Origin of the sequence: Nonomuraea ferruginea (assembly GCF_039540635.1) — a bacterium.
GTDB classification, from domain to species: domain Bacteria; phylum Actinomycetota; class Actinomycetes; order Streptosporangiales; family Streptosporangiaceae; genus Nonomuraea; species Nonomuraea ferruginea.
In genome coordinates this window covers 107,371-125,509 of sequence record NZ_BAABFD010000014.1, presented here as the reverse complement: position 1 = coordinate 125,509, position 18,139 = coordinate 107,371, and the positions used below count along the sequence as shown (strand labels likewise).

The window sequence follows — 18,139 nt, the reverse complement described above, 5'->3', positions numbered from 1 at the left end:
GGGAGAAGTGTCCGCGTTGTAACCCCACCGACTCCAGGGGGCGATCATGATCAGCGGGCTTTACCAGGGGCATGACGGTGACTCGACGCTGGTGCTCCGCGTCGACGTCGACGGGCCCCGGCCGACGGGCCGGGTGAGCGGCGACCTGTTCGCCGCCTCGGGCGCGACCGTCACCTACGACGGGTCCTTCGTGCTGCACGCCCCCGTCGTCACGGCGGAGGGTGACGAGACGCGGGCCGAGGGGCGGGGGGAGTTCACCTTCGCCACGCCGGCCCGTGACGTGCGCGTCACGATCATCGGCGACGGCGGCACCGCGCGCGTCGCCGGGCGCGACTACCCCGTCCGGTTCACCTCGCGCCACTTCCGTGAGGTCGTGCTGGAGCAGGATTCGGTGGCAGGAGCCGTGCCGTTCGTCTCGTACCACACCGGCAGGCTGCGGGGGCCCGACGGGTCGCCTGCGCGGGAGCTGAACGTGGTGGAGGCCTGGGCGGAGGCGGGCGTCGGGATGACCGTGACCGAGCCGGGCGTGATCCCGGTCGACGGCTCCGGCGCCGACCTGGCCTGGGACGACGCCGAGCTGCACCACGCGATGACCCAGCAGTTCAGTCGGTTCGGCGACGCTCCGGCCTGGCGGGTGTGGCTGCTGGTGGCCAGCCGGCACGTGGGCGGCTACCGGGGCATCATGTTCGACTACGACGACGCCCACCAGCGGCAGGGCGCCGCCGTGTTCCACGACGCGATCAAGGGCGACTCGCCGGAGGCGCAGCGGGCCCAGTTACGGACGTACGTGCACGAGCTCGGGCACGCCTTCAACCTGCTGCACTCCTGGCAGAAGAACCTCGCCACGCCGCCCCAGCCGCTCGGCCCGCACGGCGGCTTCGGCGATCTGTCCTGGATGAACTACGTGCAGAACTACCGGCCGGGCGGCGAGGAGGGCTACTGGGCGGCGTTCCCGTTCCAGTTCACCGACACGGAGCTGGTGCACGTGCGCCACGGCTTCTTCCGCGACGTCGCCATGGGCGCCAACGCGTTCGGCGCGGGCGCCGCCGAGGTGGCCCCGTTCGAGCAGCCGATCGAGGACCACTCGGGTCTGGCGCTGGAGCTGCGGGCCAAGGACCCGTTCGGGTTCGGCGAGCCGGTGGTGGTCGAGCTCAAGCTCTCCTGTACGGGCGAGCCGCGCGTCACCCACGGCCACCTCCACCCCGACACCGAGTTCACCCAGGTCACGATCACCCAGCCGAGCGGCAGGACCGTGCTCTACCGGCCGATGATGCGCCACTGCGTCGACCGCTCGCCCGAGATCAGGCTCGACGCCGGCAACCCGGCCATGTACCGCAGCGCCTACATCGGCCACGGCCGCGACGGCCACTACTTCCAGCAGCCCGGCGAGTACCGGGTGCGCGCCCAGTACATCGCCGCCGACGGCTCGCACGTGGTCTCCCCGCCCTGCCTGGTACGGGTGCGCTACCCGGCCACCGACGACGACCACCGGGTGGCCGAGCTGATGCTGGGCGAGGACCAGGGCAAGCTGTTCTCGCTGCTCGGCTCCGACTCGCCGGCGCTGCGCCCGGGCAACGAGGCGCTGGACGAGATGATCGACCGGTTCGGGCAGCACCCGCTGTCCGTCTACGCCCGGATGGTGAAGGGGCTCAACGCCGAGCGGGAGTTCAAGACCATCACCGCCGGCAAGCGGCTGCGGATCCGGCCGCCCGACCCGAAGCAGGGCATCGAGCAGCTCGCCAGGGTCGCCGGGGCGGGCACGATCGACAACATCACGCTCAACATGGTGATGCGCCGCTGGGCCAGGGCGGAGGCGCGGCAGGGCGACCTGCCCAAGGCCAGGGCGGTGCTCGACAAGATGGTCGCGACCTTCCAGGCCAAGGGGGTCAACCCCATCATCATGGGCCAGATCAGGAAGCAGGCCGAGCTGACCTCGCAGGCGCTCAGTCTGGAAGCTTGACCGGTCGGCCGCCCGCGCAGCCCACCTTGACCTCGACCTCCTCGGCGTCGTCGTCCGGCTCGAACTCCACCTTGGCCTCGGTGTCGGGGCCGGGCTCGACGCCGTCGACCGAGTAGCCCTGGGCGGGGCTCCACGAGCGCAGCGTCACCTTGCCGCCCGCGCAGGAGGCGATGACGGTGCCGCCCGCGGTGCGGATCACCTCGTTCTCCAGGGGCGCCTGGGTGGGGGTCCGCGCGGGGCTCTGGGACGGGCGCTGGATGGTGGCGGTCACCCTGGTCAGGGCGGCACGGGCCTCCTCCTGCGTCATCACCTGGCCGGACGTGCCGGTCAGCGCGCCGCCGAGCAGGCCGAGCACCGCCACGGCCGCGCCGGTCGCGGCGACCGCGGCGGCGGCCCAGGCCAGGACGAGTCGCTTCACCCTCGTCACCTTTCCCCTCGTACGGCTAAGCGCGGGTTAAGACAGCCCTAAGACGGCGGCTCGTACCTCTGTTTACCGTCTACCGTTTCACCATATGGCTGACATCCTGCTGATTGAGGACGACGTGACGATCCGCACGGCGCTGAGCCGCGGGCTGCGGGATCTCGGCCACGCCGTCGCCTCCTCCCCCACCGCGCTCGACGGCCTGCGGCTGGCCGTGCAGGACCGGCCCGACCTGATCGTGCTCGACCTGGGGCTGCCCGACCTCGACGGCGCCGAGCTGTTGCGGATGCTGCGGGCGGTGAGCAAGGTGCCGGTCATCGTGGCGACCGCCCGCGACGGCGACGCCGAGATGGTGCCTGTGCTGGACGCGGGCGCGGACGACTACGTGGTCAAGCCGTACAGCGCGACGCAGCTCGACGCCCGGATCAGGGCGGTGCTGCGGCGGGCCGGCGACCCGGCGCCGACGCCGCTCCAGGTCGGCGCGCTGCGCGTGGACCCGCGCGCCCGGCTGGCCGAGCTGGACGGTGCGGCGCTGGACCTGACGCCGCGCGAGTTCGACGTGCTGCACTACCTGGCGGCGCGCGCGGGCGAGGTCGTCACCAAGCGGGAGCTGCTGACCGAGGTGTGGCAGCTCCCGTACGGCGGCGCCGACAAGACCGTGGACGTGCACCTGTCGTGGCTGCGCAGGAAACTCGGCGAGACCGCCTCCGAACCCCGTTACCTGCACACGGTGCGCGGCGTCGGGGTGAAGCTGGTCGAGCCGTCGTGAGGCGCTGGCTGGCGCTGCTGGTGGCGGCCACCACGTCGCTGGTGCTGATCGCGCTGCTGGTGCCGATGGCGCTGCTGATCCGTTCGGTGGCGGAGAACGGCGCGATGAGCCGCGCCACCGCCGCCGCCGAGTCGGTGGCCGTCTCGGTCGGCACGGCGGACCTGCCGCTGGCGGTCGAGCGCGTGGAGTGGCCCGTGACCGTGTTCCTGCCCGGCGGGCGCGTGATCGGCGAGGAGGCCCGGCGCACCGACGCGGTGGAGCTGGCGGCGACCGGCCGCAGCGTCACCGCCGAGTGCGACGACGGCAGGGAGGTGCTCGTCGCGGTGCAGTCGCCGGAGGGCACCGTGGTCATCAGGTCGTTCGTGAGCGACGCCGAGCTGATGCGCGGCGTCCGCGAGGCGTGGACGGCCCTGCTCGTGCTGGGGCTGGCGCTGGTCGTGCTGGGCATCGCGCTGGCCGACCGGCTGGCCAGGGCCATGACCGGGCCGATCGACGGGCTGGCCCGGGTGTCGCACCGGCTGGCCGGCGGCGACCTGGACGCGCGGGCGGAGCCGGGAGGGCCGACGGAGGTGCGGGCGGTCGCGCTGGCGCTGAACCACTTGGCCGGCCGCATCGGCGACCTGCTGGCGGCCGAGCGCGAGTCGGTGGCCGACCTGTCGCACCGCCTGCGTACGCCTCTGACGGGACTCAGGCTGGACGTGGAGTCGCTGCGCGACCCCGAGGAGGCGGCGCGCGTGGGCGCCCGCGTGGACGCGCTGGAGCGCGCCGTCAGCGCGGTCATCACCGACGCCCGCCGCCGCTCGGCCGGGCGCGAGTCCTGCGACGCCACCGCCGTGGTGCGGGAGCGGGTGCGCTTCTGGTCGGTGCTCGCCGAGGACCAGGGGCGCGAGGTGGACGTCGCCCTGCCCGGCGGCGAGCTGCCCGTCGCGGCCGGCGCCGAGTCGCTGGCGGCGTGCGTGGACGCGCTGCTGGGCAACGTTTTCGCGCACACCCCCGAAGGGGCGTCCTTCTCGGTACGGCTCGCGCCGCATCCGAAGGGAGCCGAGCTCGTGGTCAGCGACACGGGCCCCGGATTCGACCCCGCCCTGCTCGCCCGGGGCAACAGCGGCGGCGGCTCGACCGGTCTCGGCCTGGACATCGCCCGCCGCACCGCCGAGTCCAGCGGCGGCGGCCTGGCCGTGTCGCCCGTGCCGTCCGGCGGCGCGCGGGTTGAAGTGACGTTAGGGCGGCCTTAGCGCGGCATTACCGGCGACCGGGGTTTTCTTGAAGGCATGCAGACCACTACGAAAATCATCGTCGCCAGCGCCGCCGCCATGGCCCTCGTGGCCGGCGGCTCCGCCGCCTTCGCCGCCTCCCAGGACTCCCTCGAAGGCCCCGCCTCCCAGAGCGTCGCCCAGACCGCCCCTCAGGTGACCGCCCAGCAGGCCATCGAGCTCGCCCTGAAGGAGGTGCCGGGCTCGTGGGTGTCGGAGGTCGACTTCGACGGCCGCGGCAAGAAGACGGACGTCTGGGAGGTCAAGACGATCAAGGGTGACGTCGAGCACGAGCTCGACATCGACGCCGCGTCGGGCAAGCTGCTCAAGCAGGAGACCGAGCGGGCCGACGACGATGACGACAGCGACGACGACTGACGCTCAGCACGAGTCGAGGATGCCGTCCATGGCGTCCTTCTCGGCCTTCGTCACCCAGAGCTCGTACTTGGCCTTGACGTCGATCTGACGGGCGATGTACGCGCAGCGGTAGGACCGGCGCGGCGGCAGCCATGTCGCCGCGTCGGAGTCGCTCTTCTGGCTGTTGAGCGGGCCGTCGACGGCGAGCAGGTTGAGCGGGTCGTTGGCGAACTCCTTGCGCTTGGTGTCCGACCACTGCTGGGCGCCCTTCTGCCAGGCGTCGGAGAGCGGGATCAGGTGGTCGATCTGGACCTTGCTGCTGGTGTCCTGGCCGCGCTCGAAGCTGATCGTCTCGCCGCCGTACGGGTCCTTCAGGACGCCGGTGAGGACGATGCAGTCGTGGGTGCCCTCCTTGAAGGTCTCGTCGGTCAGGTCGCGCTTGAGAATGTCGTTGCGGGTGTCGCAGCCGTTGCGGTCGACGTCCGCCCAGGCGGGGCCGAACTTGTCGCGGTCGAACCCGGTCTTCGGCGCCCGCCCCTTGACGGCCAGCTTCTCCAGCTTGCCGCGCGCGTCCTTGACGTCTACGTCGGACGAGGATGTGCCGCCGTCCTCCGCCTGCTGTCCCAGTTGTGCTTCCAGCTCCCCGCACCCGGTGAGCATCACTACGGCGGCCAAACCCGCCAAGACCGCCCGAACACGCACTGCGACTCCCAGACTCGGCTACCGATCGTCTAGGTATATCAATTTCCTCTTTGCCCGCGCTTTACCCCTCCAAGGCATCAATCAGCCACTCTCCGAGATAGTTCGCGTACGAGGAGCGAACGAAAATCCGGTACGAGTCGCCGTACCTCTGGAGGATCACCGGCGCCTTGCCGAGGACCGTCTGCGCGTGGCCGGTGAACACCCCCGGGTGCAGGTCGATCGGGCAACCGGTGATCAGGACGTCCAGCGCCCCCGGGCCTGTGAGCTCGATGACCGTCCGCTGACCCGAGACGTCCACCCACCCCGCCCCCGGCTCACCCTCCCCGACCACCAACCACCACTCCGGCCCCAACCGCATGCCCGTCCCCGGATCCTCCCCACGCACCTCCCACATCGGCACGAACGGCACCTCCCGCACGCGCACCCGCCCACCACCCACCGCCGCGAACCGCTCCTTGAACCCCGCAGCCGGACTCTCCGCCCACATCCACAAACCCCCACCCAAAGCCACCCCCTCACCCGACCTGCCGGTGCCCCCGGACGACACCATCCCTGATGAGGAGGGAGTGACCTCCGACGACACCACCCCTCGCGGTGAGGAGGGTCCGACCTCGGATGGCACCACCCCTCCAGACGAGCCGGGAGTGACCTCGGACGACACCGCCCCCTGAGGTGAGGCGGGGGTGATCTCGGACGGGACTGCTTGGGGCGGGGGGTTTTGGGGGGTGGGGTTGCCGTCGCGGCGGAGGTTTTCGGGGTCGTAGAAGATCGGGGAGACCACCCGCACGGGGGTCTCCGTGTCGCCCGAGATGGCCGTCAGCCGGTCGCCGGGCGAGACGTTCCTGGCGAGCGCGAGGCTGATGGCGCGGCCGAGCGGGACGCTCGGGTAGCTGGAGGTGACGTGTCCGAGCATGACCCCGTCGGCGACGAGCTGGGCGCCCTCCTCCACAAAAGCCGACGGATCCTCCGTCAGCAGGCCCACCAGCCGCTTGCGGTCCGTCCGGGAGGTGTCCGGCCGCGCGTGGGAGCGCTTGCCGACGAAGTCCGGTTTGCGCCCGGAGACGATCCACGACATGCCGAGGTCCTGCGGGGTGACCGTGCCGTCGGTGTCCTGGCCGACGATCGGGAACCCCTTCTCGGCCCGCAGCACGTGCATGGTCTCGGTCCCGTACGGAACGGCGCCGAGGCCCAGCACCGCCTCCCAGAGCGCCCGCCCGTGGTGCCAGGGCACGTTCACCTCGTACGCGAGCTCGCCCGAGAAGCTGATCCTGAAGACCCGGCCGGGCACGCCGAGCACGGCGGCCTCGGTGTGGCGCATGAACGCCAGGCCGAGCGCCTCGGGGGCGACGGCGGCGATGACCGTCCCGGCCAGCGGGCCGGCCACGGCGACGGTGGCCCAGTGGTCGGTGACCGAGGTGAACCGCACGTCCAGGGACGGCCACTCGGTCTGGTGCCACTCCTCCAGCCAGTCGAGCACGGCGGCGGCGTTGCCGGTGGTGGTGGTCATCAGGTAGTGGTGCTCGCCCAGCCGGGTGGTGGTGCCGTCGTCGAACACCATGCCGTCGGCGGTGCACATCAGCCCGTAGCGGCAGGCGCCGACGGCGAGCGTGGAGTACATGTTGGTGTAGATCCGGTCCAGGAACGCGCCCGCGTCCGCGCCCCGGATGTCGATCTTGCCCAGGGTGGAGGCGTCCATCGCGGCCACGGCGGTGCGGGCGGCCTCGCACTCGCGCCGCACGGCCTCGCGCATGGTCTCGCCGCCGAGCGGGAAGTACCAGGGCCGCTTCCACTGGCCGACGTCCTCGAACACCGCGCCCCTGGCGATGTGCGCGCGGTGCATGGCGGTGGTCCTGGCGGGGTCGGACAGCGCTCCCCGGTCGCGGCCGGCCAGGGTGGCGAACGACACGGGCGTGTACGGGGGACGGAACGTGGTGACGCCGACCTGGCCGGGGGCGGCGCCGAGCAGCTCGGACAGCACGCCGACGACCAGGGCGCCGGAGGTCTTGCCCTGGTCGGCGCCGGTGCTCGCGGTGGTGAACCGTTTGACGTGCTCGACCGAGCGCATCCCGGCCCCGGTGGCCCTGGCCACGTCGGCGACGGTGACGTCCCGCTGGAGGTCCACGAACGCCGTGGGATCGGGGTCCAGCTCACCCCAGTACGCGGCGGGCGGCCGTAGAGCCTCCTCGTCCGAAACCGGCACCCTGAACCCGGCGGCGACAGGTCCGTGAGCCTCGGCGCCCGCCCGGTAGCCGTCCTCGATGGCCTGCGCTGTGCCGTACAGCCCGCGGCAGGCCCCCGCGGGGCTCACGGCCTGCGCGGGCTCGCCGGGCACGAACGCGCGCAGGGTCTCGTCGAACCGCAGCCTGCCCTGTGACTGGCTGAACAGGTGCACGGCCGGGTTCCAGCCGCCCGCCACGGCCAGCAGGTCGGCCTCCACGCGCCGGTCGCCGATCAGGACGGCCGCGAGCGTCCCGTCGTCCCCGGCCACGGTGCCGGTGACGCGCCCTGCCAGGGCGCCGGAGAGACCCTCCGGGCGGGGGTCCACGACGGCGGCGATCTCCACCCCGGCCGCCGCCAGGTCGCGGGCGGCCTCGTACCCGGAGTCCGCGCACGCGTACACGACCGCGCGGGCGCCGGGACGTACCCCGTATCGGTTGGCGTACGTGCGCGCGGCGGCGGCGAGCATGACGCCGGGCAGGTCGTTGCCGGGGAACGGCAGGGACCGCTCGTGCGCGCCGGTGGCCAGCACGACGCGGCCCGCGCGGAAGTGCCACAGCCGCTCGCCGCGCGGGCGGCGCTCGACGGCGACCACGTAGCCGTGGTCGTAGAAGCCGGTCGCGGTGGTCCTGGTGAGGACCCGCACCTCGGGCAGCGCGGCCAGGCGCGACTCGGCGGCGGCCACCCAGCCGAGCGCGGGCGCGCCGTCGAGCAGGACGCGGCTGCCCAGCAGGTCGCCGCCGAGCCTCGGCTGGTCGTCGACCAGGATGACCCGCAGGCCGGACTCCCCGGCGGCGAGCGCGGCGGCCAGCCCGGCGGGGCCGCCGCCCACGACGAGCACCTCGCAGTGCAGGTAGCCCTTGTCGTGGCGGCGATCGTCCACGGCGCCGGGGTCGAGCCGGCCCTTGCCGCGCAGGCTCCACGCCTCCAGGCCCGCGTGCAGCTCGACCGTGGTGGCGGCCAGCATCGGGTCGGCGCCGACCCGTACCAGCGCGTTCGGCTCCTCCGGCCCGGCGGTGAAGATCCCGCGCGGCCGGCCCAGGTTCACGCTGTGCCCGGCCACGCGCACGCCCGAGGCCAGCAGCGCGGAGGCGAGCGTGTCGCCGGGGTGGCCGTGCATCTGCCGTCCGTCGAAGCGGAAGGGCAGCGTGACGGAGCGGTCGATCAGACCGCCGGACGGCAGACGGCTCATGGCGCCTTCCGGATCTCGTGGGTGACGGTGTGCCGTTCGACGGTGAACCAGGTGCGGCAGCCGAGCCCGTGGAACCAGCGCTCGCGGAGCCAGCCCCTGGGGTTGTCGCGCATGAACACGTACTCGGCCCACTCGGCGTCGGACAGCTCGCCGGGCGCCTCCGGGTAGGCGATCCCGGCCTGACCGCCGTAGTGGAACTCGTTCTCGTCGCGGGGGCCGCAGAACGGGCAGTCGATGAGCATCATCAGTGCGCCACCGCCGCCGCGCCGTGCTCGTCGATGAGCGCCCCGCTGGTGAACCGGTCGAGCGCGAACGGCCCGGCCAGCGGATGGGGTTCGCCCTCGGCGATCGTGTGCGCGTAGACCCAGCCGGAGCCCGGCGTGGCCTTGAAGCCGCCGGTCCCCCAGCCCGCGTTGACGTACAGGCCCTGGACGGGGGTGCGGCCGATGATCGGGGAGGCGTCCGGCGACACGTCCACGATGCCCGCCCAGGTGCGCAGCACCCGGGCCCTGGCGAAGATCGGGAACAGCTCCAGCGCCGCCGCCATCTGCGCCTCGACGACGTGGAAGGCGCCGCGCTGGCCGTAGGAGTTGTACGCGTCGATGCCCGCGCCCATCACCAGCTCCCCCTTGTGCGCCTGGCTGACGTACACGTGCACGGCGTTCGACATGACCACGCAGTCGAGCACCGGCTCCAGCAGCTCCGACACCAGCGCCTGCAGCGGGTGCGACTGCAGCGGCAGCCGGATCCCGGCCCTGGCCGCGAGCACGGAGGTGTGCCCGGCGGCGGCGAGCGCGACCTTCCCGGCGGCGATCCGGCCGCGCGTGGTCTCGACGGCCAGCACTCTGCCGCGCTCGATCGCGAAGCCGGTGACCTCGCAGCCCTGGATGAGGTCGATGCCGTACGCGTCGGCCCGGCGGGCCAGCGCCCAGGCCACGTGGTCGTGCTTGGCGATGCCGCCGCGCCGCTGGAGCGTGCCGCCCAGGACGGGGTAGCGGGCCCGGCTCGACACGTTGACGATCGGGCAGAACTTCCCGACCTCGTCGGCGTCGAGCCATTCGGCGTCCACGCCGTTGAGCCGGTTGGCGTTCACCCGCCGCCTGGCCTCGCGCACGTCGCCGAGGTTGTGCGCGAGGTTGAGCACGCCGCGCTGGCTGAACTGCAGGTCGTAGTCGAGCTCGTCGCTCAGCCCCTCCCACAGCTTCAGCGAGTGCTCGTAGATGGCGGCGCTCTCGTCCCACAGGTAGTTGGAGCGGATGATCGTGGTGTTGCGCGCCATGTTGCCGCCCGCGAGCCAGCCCTTCTCCAGGACGGCCACGTTCGTGATGCCGTGGTTGCGCGCCAGGTAGTAGGCGGTGGCCAGGCCGTGGCCGCCGCCGCCGACGATGACGACGTCGTAGGCGGGTTTCGGATCGGGGTCGCGCCAGAGGAAGTCGGGATGGGTCACCGTCGGATCTTCTCCATCTTCGGGTCGAACAACGGCTCGGCGGCGACCTCGGCGGGCACGCGCCGGCCGAAGTACGTGACGTCCACCTGGGTGCCGGGCTCGGCCAGCTCGGCGGGCAGCCAGGCGTAGGCGATCGGCGCCCGTATCGTGTGGCCGTGCGCGGCGCTGGTGACGTACCCGACGGTGCGGCCCTGGTGCCTGACCGGCTCCTTGCCCATGACGACCTCGGCGGTCAGCAGCGGCACCAGCTTGCGGGTGACGTCCGTGGACAGCGCGTCGCGGCCGACGAAGTCCTTGCCGGTCTTGACCGCGAACCCCAGCCCCGCCTCGTACGGGTCGTGCTCGGGTGTCATGTCGACCCCCCACAGCCGGTAGCCCTTCTCCAGGCGGAGGCTGTTGAACGCGGCCCGCCCGCCGGCGACCGGCAGGCCGGTCGCCCACAGCGTGTCCCACAGCTTGAGCCCGAGGTCGGCGGTGGTGTAGAGCTCCCAGCCCAGCTCGCCCACGTACGAGACGCGCATCGCGGTCACCGGCACGTGGCCGACGTAACCGGTCTTGCAGGTGAAGTAGCGGAAGCCCTCGTGGGACATGTCCAGGTCGGTGAGCGGCTGCACCAGCTCCCTGGCGCGCGGCCCCCACACGCCGACGCAGCAGGTGCCGGGCGTGATGTCGCGCACGTACACGCCGCCGGGCGCGTGGCGGGTGATCCAGTCGAGGTCCAGGTTGCCGTTGGCGCCGATCTGGAACCGGTCCTCCTCGATCCTGGCCACGGTGAGGTCGGAGCGGATGCCGCCGCCGGTGTCCAGCAGGAGCGTGTACGTGACCGAGCCGGGCTTCTTGTCCACGTCGTTGGTGGTCAGCCGCTGCAGGAACGCCGCCGCCTTCGAGCCGCCGACCTCGATCCGCTTGAGCGGGGTCATGTCGTAGAGCGCGACGCTCTCGCGGGTGGCGTGCGACTCGGCCGCGGCGATCGGCGACCAGTAGCGGCCCGCCCACGCGTCCCGGCGGCCGAGAAAAGCCTCGTCGCCGGGGAGGTCGTCCAGCAGCGGCCGGTTGGCCTCGAACCAGTGCGGCCGCTCCCAGCCCGCGCCCTCCAGGAAGAAGCCGCCCAGCTCGCGCTGCCGGATGTGGAACGGGCTGGTGCGCATCGGCCGCGGCGACTCCATCGGCTGCAGCGGGTGGATGACGTCGTACACCTCGACGAAGTTCCGCGCGCCGCGCTCGGCGACGAAGGCCGGGGAGAGCTGGACCGGCTCGAACCGGCTCAGCTCGCACTCGTGCAGGTCGGTCGCGGACACGCCGTCCACCAGCAGCTCGGCCACCGCCCTGGCGACCCCGGCCGAGTGCGTCACCCAGACGGCCTCGGCCAGCCAGAACCCCTCCAGGTGCGGCGCCTCGCCGATCAGCGGGAAGCCGTCGGGGGTGAAGGAGAAGACGCCGTTGATGCCGTCCTCGTACGTGGTCCCGGCCAGCGTCGGCAGCAGCTCGCACGCGTCCCGCCAGGCGGGGTCGAAGTCCTCACCGGTGAACGCCTGCACCGACGGCATCGTGGTGCCCTTGGGGCCGATCTCGTGCTGGGCGACGGGCATCGGGCGGTGGGCGTACGAACCGACGCCGACGCGGTCGCCGTGGTGCCGGAAGTAGAGGTCGCGGTCCTGGTGGCGGAGGATCGGCCCGGTGCCCGGGCTGCCGGCCAGCGGGCCCGATCTGGCGTACTGGTGGGCCAGCGGCTGCAGCGGCACGGTCAGCCCGGCCAGCTCGCCGATCGACGGCCCCCAGAACCCGGCCGCGCACACCACCACGTCCGCCTCGATGACCCGGTGCTCGACGACCCCGTGCTCGTCGTCGGACTCGACCGCCACGCCGGTGACCCGGCCGCCGTGCTGCTCGACGCCCACCACCGTGTGCCCGCCCAGGAACCGCGCGCCGCGCTCCGACGCCCGCCGCGCCTGCGTCTCGCAGCAGCGGACGGCGACGGCCAGCCCGTCGGACGGCACGTGGAAGCCGCCGAGCACCTTGCCCGGGTCGAGCAGCGGCCACAGCTCGGCGCAGGCGGCGGGGTCGACCAGGCGGCTCTCCACACCCCAGGACTCGGCCCAGCCGTGCTTACGGTGAAGGTCCTGCCAGCGTTCCTCGGTGGTCGCCACCTCCAGACCGCCGACCTGCTCGAAACAGCCCAGCTCGGTGTACTTGCGCACGGTGTACGAGGCGAACTCGGTCATGGTCTTGGACGGGTTCGTCTGGAAGACCAGGCCCGGCGCGTGGGAGCTGGAGCCGCCGGTGGCGGGGAGCGGCCCCCGGTCGACGACCGTGACGTCGGTCCATCCGCGTGCGGTCAGCTCGTCGGCCAGGGCACAGCCCACGATGCCGGCTCCTATGATCACCAATCGAGGCCGGCTCGTCATGCACCCTCCGGTTGTTCCTTAATACGCAACACGTACCGGACTACGCAACGAACATAAAGCCCAGCGATCGGCAGGACAAGAGCGTCTCTCAGCAGAGACGGACCGTCTCGTCTCCTGCTAGGATCGGCCCGTGCAGCGCAGAACCACACCTGACACGGGCCGCCGCAGCGAGGCCTCCCGCCGCGCCATCCTCGACGCCGCCTTCGCGCTGGCCGGCGAGGTCGGCTACGCCAAGCTCAGCATCGAGGGCATCGCCGCCCGCGCGGGCGTCGGCAAGCAGACGATCTACCGCTGGTGGCCGTCCAAGGGCGCGGTGCTCTTCGACGCCGTGCTGAGCCTGACCGAGGGGCGGGAGGGCGCTGAGGGCATGGCGCTGCCCGACACCGGCGACCTGGAGGCCGACCTCAAGCTGGTGCTGCGCGCCACCGTCGACGAGTTCGCCGACCCGGCCTACGACCGGCCGCTGCGCGCGCTCTCCATCGAGATCACGAACGACCCCGCGCTGGCCGCCCTCTACGCCGAGCGCCTGGAGGGGCCGATGAACGAGCTGAAGAAGGCCCGCCTGCGCGCCGCCCAGGAGGCCGGGCAGCTGCCCGCGGATCTCGACCTGGACGTGGCGGTCGACCTGATCTGGAGCCCGCTGCTCAGCCGCTGGCTGCACCGCTCCGGCCCGCTCACCCACGCCTACGCCGACGCCGTGGTCGAGACGGCGCTGCGCGGCATCTACGCGCGCTGACGGGCGCGTCAGGTGATGAGCACGCCGCCGTCGACCGGCAGCGCGACGCCGGTGATGTAGGAGGCCGCGTCGCTCGCCAGGAACACCGCCGCCGCCACGAGCTCGGCCGGGTCGCCCGCCCGGCCCATCGGCACCCGCTGCTCCAGGACCCGCTCCAGATAGCCGGGCGGATACTGATCGGTCATCTCGGAGGCGAAGAACCCCGGCACCAGGCAGTTGACCCGGATGCCGCGCCGCCCGGTCCACTGCTGCGCGAGGTCTCTGGTGAGGCCCTCCACGCCCGCCTTGGACGCGCTGTAGGCGGCCTGCGGGAGCCCGGCGGTGGTGCCGCCGAGCACGCTGCCGATGTTGACCACCGACGAGCCGGGCCGCATCACCCGCGCGCACGCCTGCGCCATCCAATAGGTGCCGAGCAGGTTGACGTCGATCACCTGCCGGAACTCCTCCGGCGTCTCACGCAGCGCGGGCACGGCGGTGCCGACCCCGGCGTTGTTGATCAGCACGTCGACCGCGCCGAACTCGGCCATCGCGGCCTCGGCCAGCGCGCCGCAGTCTTCGGCCCTGGCCACGTCGGTGGCCACCGCCAGGCACCGGCGGCCGGTCTCCTCGACCAGCCGCCGCGTCTCTCCCAGCCGGTCGGCGCGGCGAGCGCCGATCACGACGTCGGCCCCGGCCTCGGCGAACCCTCTGGCGAAGGCCACGCCGAGCCCCGAGGACGCGCCGGTGACGATGGCGACCTTGCCGTCGAGCCCGAAACGCCGCAGCATGACTAGAGTCCGTACTCCTTGACGATGCGCTCGTGCCGCTCGACCTCGACGTCGACCTCGCGGGCCAGGTCGAGCCAGGCCAGCGGGTGGGACCAGCGCTCCGTGGCGTCGTCGAGCAGGGCGTCGACCTCGACCGGTGAGACGCCGGGCGGCACCGCCACCCAGCCGAACACGCCGGGGAGCTGCTCGCCGCTCGTCGGGTGGTTGACCTGGTAGTTCTCGTCGCTGTAGACCCACATGGGCCAGCCGCGCTCGGCCATGACCTCGGTGAACTCGGCCCAGTCGCTCTCGCTCGGCGCGGCGCCGTCGAAGAAGTAGCTCGTGTAGCCGCCCGGCCGCAGGATGCTCACCGCCGCGAACGGCGGCACGAAGTTCTGCTGCTCCTCGGGGTCTTCGGGGAGCGGCTCCAGCAGCTGCGGGTCGAACACCACGAGGTCGCCGGCGTTGTAGTCCATGCCGCGCGGCTGCGGCAGCGCCAGCCGGGCGGTGGCGGGGCCGGTGCGGATGGACAGCACCTGGCGGCGGCCGCCGTCGGGCGCGGGGAGGATGACCCGGATCAGGCCCATCTCCTCCTCGATCGGCCCTTCGGTGGACTTGATCGGCATGCCGATCCTGGCGGCGCCCTTGCGGACGGCCGCCCAGTCCTCGGCGGCCGTGGCCATGACGATCATGCGCCAGACGTCCTCGTCGGCGAGCTCGTCGAGCACCTCCAGCAGCGCCTTGGCGCCCTTGACGTTGTCGTCGAGCTGCTGGGCGGCGGTGGCGACGATGCGGCGGGCGTCGACCCCGGCGCCGGCGGCGACGGCGTGCTCGGCGTTGTCGAGGGCCTCGGGCCAGCGCTCGCGGGCGGTGTGGAGGCGGGCCAGCGCGAGGTGCTTGGCGGCGTGCGGCAGCATGCCGGCCAGCTGCTCGAGGCGCTCGTCCTGGCGGGCCTCGATGAGGAGCGTGGTGAGGTAGCCGATGTCGTCGGGCTCGGCGGTGGCGATGTCGCCGGAGTCGACGAGCATCTTCCAGTAGATGTCGGCGCCGGACGCGGGGTAGCCGAGGAAGCCGAGGGTGGTGGTGTGGCGGCGGGTGGCCTCGAGGTCCTCGCCGGACAGCGGGGCGAGCCAGCCGATCCAGCGCTCGGGGTCGGCGTTGTAACCGTCGGCGGCGTCGAAGTAGGCGACGCGCTCCTCCAGCGGGCCTGGCGCCTCGGGCTCGGCGGTGGCGTCGGCGGCGGCGCGCAGCGCGGCGACGCGCTCGGCCACGCCGGCGTCGGCGCGCAGCTCGGCGGCGGCGGACTCGGCCAGGTCGGCCAGTGCCCTGGCCTGCCAGACGCCCTGCCGGGCGACGGCCAGGTCGCCCGCCACGAGGGCGAGCTCGACGCGGGAGCGGTAGCCGCCCATCATGCCGAAGTAGTCGATCCACTGGCGCAGCACGCGGCCGAGCTGCCAGGTGTTGGTGATCTGGGCGGAGCCGGAGAGCTTGTAGACCGCCTGGGCCCACTCGACGAACACTCGCGGGTGCTCGCCCACCACGTCGAGGTCGGGCAGCGCGTCGACGGCCTCGGCGAGGCGGTCGAGCTGCGCCAGGACGAGCGCGCGGCGCACGCCGTCGCGGTGGTCCTTGGCGACCGGGTCGTCGGCCTGGAAGCCGGCGGCGGCCTGCAGCGCGGTGAGCGCGTCCTCGGCGCGGCCCGCGGCGAGGAGCGCGCGGGCGCTCTCGGCGCCGAGCTCCCAGCTCGCCTCGCGGCCGGCGGCACGCAGCCGCTCGACGGCGGACTCGATGTAGGTGACGGCCTCCCCGGCGCGGCCGGCGTCGACGAGCGCGGCGGCGTACTGGGTCACCAGTCCGGAGAAGGCGGGCCCGGCGGGGTCGGCGCCCTCGATGGCCGGGGCCAGCAGCTCCAGCCGCCGGTCGGCGTAGCCGGGACCGTCGGTGTTGGCCCACGCCACGGCGAGCGCCTCGACGGCCGCCGGGGTGGCCGGGCAGTCACGGACGTCTTCGCGCTGGGCGAACGCGAGCAGCTGCTCGGCGTCCTCGATCGCGACCGCGCCCTGGACGCGGTCGCCGATGCGGCCGACGAGGTGCCAGTAGCGGGAGTAGAACTCCAGCCAGGGCTGCCCCAGGGCCTCCGCCTGCTGAGCGATGGCCGGGGCCATCACGTCGAGCTGCGGATATCGCCCTTCGTAGGCCTGCGCGGGCAGGTCTCCCAGAGCCATGGCGAGGCCCACGTTGCCCGCCTCGGAAAGCTGCTGCTGGGTTTCGCCGACCCACGCCCAGATGTCCACGTCCATGGGCAGTCAGTCTGCCAGGTCAACGAGCGTCCCCCAAACGCAGAAGCGCGATGAGCTCGTCCGATTCGTCGTCGTTTAGCACGGAAAATACCGGTGCCATCAGGTCGTCGGTGGCGTCCTCGGCGGCGGCCCGGCGTGCGACGACGTCAGGTCCGGGGGTCGGATAGGGCTCCGGCCACTGGAAGAACTGGGCGATCATCTCGCCGCTCCGGTGGCCGAACGGCGTCGCGTCGTGGTCGGCGGCCAGCGTGGCCTCCAGAGGGCTCAGCCCGGCGGCGAGCACCGCGTTGGCGTGCAGCCCGCCCCGCAGCTCGCGGACCACGTGCATGAGCTGGACGGCCCGCGCGGGCGGATCGCCGGCGAGCGGCACGGCCCGCCACCCGGCGAACAGCGGCGCCCCGACCGGTGAGGCCGCCTCGACGACCTTCTCCAGCAGCTCGGCGATCCTGGCGCAGCCGTCGTAGCCGCCGAGCTTGCGCCGCCCCCAGTCCTGGCAGGCCCCGGCGGCCAGCTCGACGGCCTGGTCCACGGGCATCTTGCGGCCGCCCTCCCAGCTCTGCCTGACGTGCTCGGGCGGGAAGAAGACGGCCACCGAGGTGACCACGTCGGCCTCGCACTCGCCGAGCACCCCGCAGCGGCCGCGGAAGTAGAACTCGCGAGGCCCCAGGCCGTGCTCGTCGCAGACGGCCTTGGCCTCTCGGGAGATCATGAAGCCGCCGCCGTACTGCCCGATGGGCGCCTTGACCTGGACGGCTGTGGTGCGCGGGTCTGCCATCTCCACCCCTCTCGGTTCGGGAAACAGACCCAGCATCCCCTAGGAGAACATCATTCTGCAAGCATCAGCTCGCCGGAGGCCACGATGACCGCCGGGCCCCGCAGATAGCTGGTCTCCTCGTCGAGCACCACGGTGAGCGTGCCGCCCGTCACCTCGATCGTCCACGTGCCGGTGGTCTCGCCGGACAGCGCGGCGGCCGCGACCGCGGTGGCGACCGCGCCGGTGCCGCAGGAACGGGTCTCGCCGGAGCCCCGCTCGAAGACCCGCATCACCGCGCGGCTGGGGCCGACCGCGTTGAACAGCTCGATGTTGACGCCGGCCGGGAACACCGCGGGGTCGAAGGTGGGCTGGTGGGTGAGGTCGAGCTGGACGACCGGGTCGCCGATCGAGCAGGCGAGGTGCGGGTTGCCCACGTCGACGTGGACGCCCTCGTACTCGTGGCCGCCCACCGTGGTGACGCTGGAGCCCAGCACGGCGGGCTTGCCCATCTCGACGGTGATCTCACCGTCGGGCTCCACCCGGACCAGGCGGGTGCCGCCCCGGGTCGCGATGGCGAACTCGCCCGGACCCTCCAGCCCCGCGTCGACCAGGTAGCGGGCGAAGACCCGGCTGCCGTTGCCGCACATCTCGGCCATGCCGCCGTCGGCGTTGCGATAGTCCATGAACCACTCGGCCTGCTGCCCCGCCACCTCGGGAACCTGCTTGGTGCGCACCACGCGGAGCACGCCGTCGGCCCCGACGCCGGCCCGCCTGTCGCAGATGCGGGCCACGAGTGTGGCGGGCAGGTCGAGCTCCCCATCGGGATCGGGAAGGATGACGAAGTCGTTCTCGGTGCCGTGCCCCTTGAGAAAGCGCATTA

The 18,139-nt window shown here is 72.8% G+C and carries 15 protein-coding genes; 5 read left to right on the top strand and 10 right to left on the bottom strand.

Going from position 1 to position 18,139, the window contains the following annotated elements; all coding sequences use genetic code 11:
- Positions 1–46 precede the first annotated feature (46 nt).
- Complete coding sequence (locus ABD999_RS25950; protein WP_271277936.1) at positions 47–1,960, top strand: zinc metalloprotease; 1,914 nt, start codon at positions 47–49, stop codon at positions 1,958–1,960.
- Here ABD999_RS25950 and ABD999_RS25945 read toward each other — a convergent pair.
- Positions 1,944–2,378 carry a hypothetical protein gene (locus ABD999_RS25945; protein WP_148033521.1) on the bottom strand — a complete coding sequence of 145 codons (435 nt, stop codon included), beginning with the start codon at positions 2,376–2,378 and terminating at the stop codon, positions 1,944–1,946. The two genes, ABD999_RS25950 and ABD999_RS25945, sit on opposite strands and share 17 nt — an antisense overlap.
- A gap of 94 nt (positions 2,379–2,472) precedes the next feature.
- On the opposite strand from ABD999_RS25945, the gene ABD999_RS25940 reads away from it, so the two are divergent.
- The 3 genes from ABD999_RS25940 to ABD999_RS25930 are packed head-to-tail and all read left to right on the top strand — an operon-like array spanning position 2,473 to position 4,781.
- The gene (locus tag ABD999_RS25940) at positions 2,473–3,150 is read left to right on the top strand and encodes a response regulator transcription factor (RefSeq protein WP_271277937.1); all 678 of its coding nucleotides are present in this window, start codon (positions 2,473–2,475) and stop codon (positions 3,148–3,150) included.
- A complete protein-coding gene (locus ABD999_RS25935; protein WP_148033523.1) occupies positions 3,147–4,385 on the top strand; it encodes a sensor histidine kinase in 1,239 nt (412 codons plus the stop codon). Before ABD999_RS25940 ends, ABD999_RS25935 begins: the two co-directional genes overlap by 4 nt.
- Before the next feature lie 36 nt (positions 4,386–4,421).
- Entirely contained in the window at positions 4,422–4,781 is a 360-nt protein-coding gene (locus ABD999_RS25930; protein WP_148033524.1) for a PepSY domain-containing protein, read from the top strand.
- Between the two features lie 3 nt (positions 4,782–4,784).
- Here the strand turns inward: ABD999_RS25930 and ABD999_RS25925 are convergent, their stop codons facing one another.
- The 5 genes from ABD999_RS25925 to ABD999_RS25905 form a co-directional block, all read right to left on the bottom strand.
- On the bottom strand, positions 4,785–5,435 hold the full coding sequence (locus ABD999_RS25925; RefSeq protein WP_271277938.1) for an HNH endonuclease family protein: 651 nt from the start codon (positions 5,433–5,435) through the stop codon (positions 4,785–4,787).
- 88 nt (positions 5,436–5,523) lie between these two features.
- Entirely contained in the window at positions 5,524–8,871 is a 3,348-nt protein-coding gene (locus ABD999_RS25920) for a 2Fe-2S iron-sulfur cluster-binding protein (protein ID WP_271277939.1), read from the bottom strand.
- Positions 8,868–9,116, bottom strand: coding sequence for a sarcosine oxidase subunit delta (locus ABD999_RS25915; RefSeq protein WP_271277940.1), 249 nt, complete (start codon positions 9,114–9,116; stop codon positions 8,868–8,870). The genes ABD999_RS25920 and ABD999_RS25915 overlap by 4 nt, the downstream gene beginning before the upstream one ends.
- Positions 9,116–10,318 carry a sarcosine oxidase subunit beta family protein gene (locus ABD999_RS25910; protein WP_271277941.1) on the bottom strand — a complete coding sequence of 401 codons (1,203 nt, stop codon included), beginning with the start codon at positions 10,316–10,318 and terminating at the stop codon, positions 9,116–9,118. The genes ABD999_RS25915 and ABD999_RS25910 overlap by 1 nt, the downstream gene beginning before the upstream one ends.
- On the bottom strand, positions 10,315–12,723 hold the full coding sequence (locus tag ABD999_RS25905; RefSeq protein WP_271277942.1) for a GcvT family protein: 2,409 nt from the start codon (positions 12,721–12,723) through the stop codon (positions 10,315–10,317). Before ABD999_RS25905 ends, ABD999_RS25910 begins: the two co-directional genes overlap by 4 nt.
- A 130-nt stretch (positions 12,724–12,853) precedes the next feature.
- On the opposite strand from ABD999_RS25905, the gene ABD999_RS25900 reads away from it, so the two are divergent.
- Complete coding sequence (locus tag ABD999_RS25900) at positions 12,854–13,459, top strand: TetR/AcrR family transcriptional regulator (protein ID WP_271277943.1); 606 nt, start codon at positions 12,854–12,856, stop codon at positions 13,457–13,459.
- 8 nt (positions 13,460–13,467) lie between these two features.
- Here the strand turns inward: ABD999_RS25900 and ABD999_RS25895 are convergent, their stop codons facing one another.
- Genes ABD999_RS25895 through dapF form a run of 4 tightly spaced genes read right to left on the bottom strand, consistent with a single transcriptional unit; the run spans position 13,468 to position 18,137 of the window.
- Positions 13,468–14,226 carry an SDR family NAD(P)-dependent oxidoreductase gene (locus tag ABD999_RS25895; protein ID WP_148033529.1) on the bottom strand — a complete coding sequence of 253 codons (759 nt, stop codon included), beginning with the start codon at positions 14,224–14,226 and terminating at the stop codon, positions 13,468–13,470.
- 2 nt (positions 14,227–14,228) lie between these two features.
- Positions 14,229–16,505, bottom strand: a complete 2,277-nt coding sequence (locus ABD999_RS25890; protein WP_271277944.1) for a tetratricopeptide repeat protein — start codon at positions 16,503–16,505, stop codon at positions 14,229–14,231.
- A gap of 19 nt (positions 16,506–16,524) precedes the next feature.
- Complete coding sequence (locus tag ABD999_RS25885; protein ID WP_246639585.1) at positions 16,525–17,280, bottom strand: SCO6745 family protein; 756 nt, start codon at positions 17,278–17,280, stop codon at positions 16,525–16,527.
- 50 nt (positions 17,281–17,330) lie between these two features.
- Complete coding sequence (dapF, locus tag ABD999_RS25880) at positions 17,331–18,137, bottom strand: diaminopimelate epimerase (protein ID WP_148033531.1); 807 nt, start codon at positions 18,135–18,137, stop codon at positions 17,331–17,333.
- Positions 18,138–18,139 lie beyond the last annotated feature (2 nt).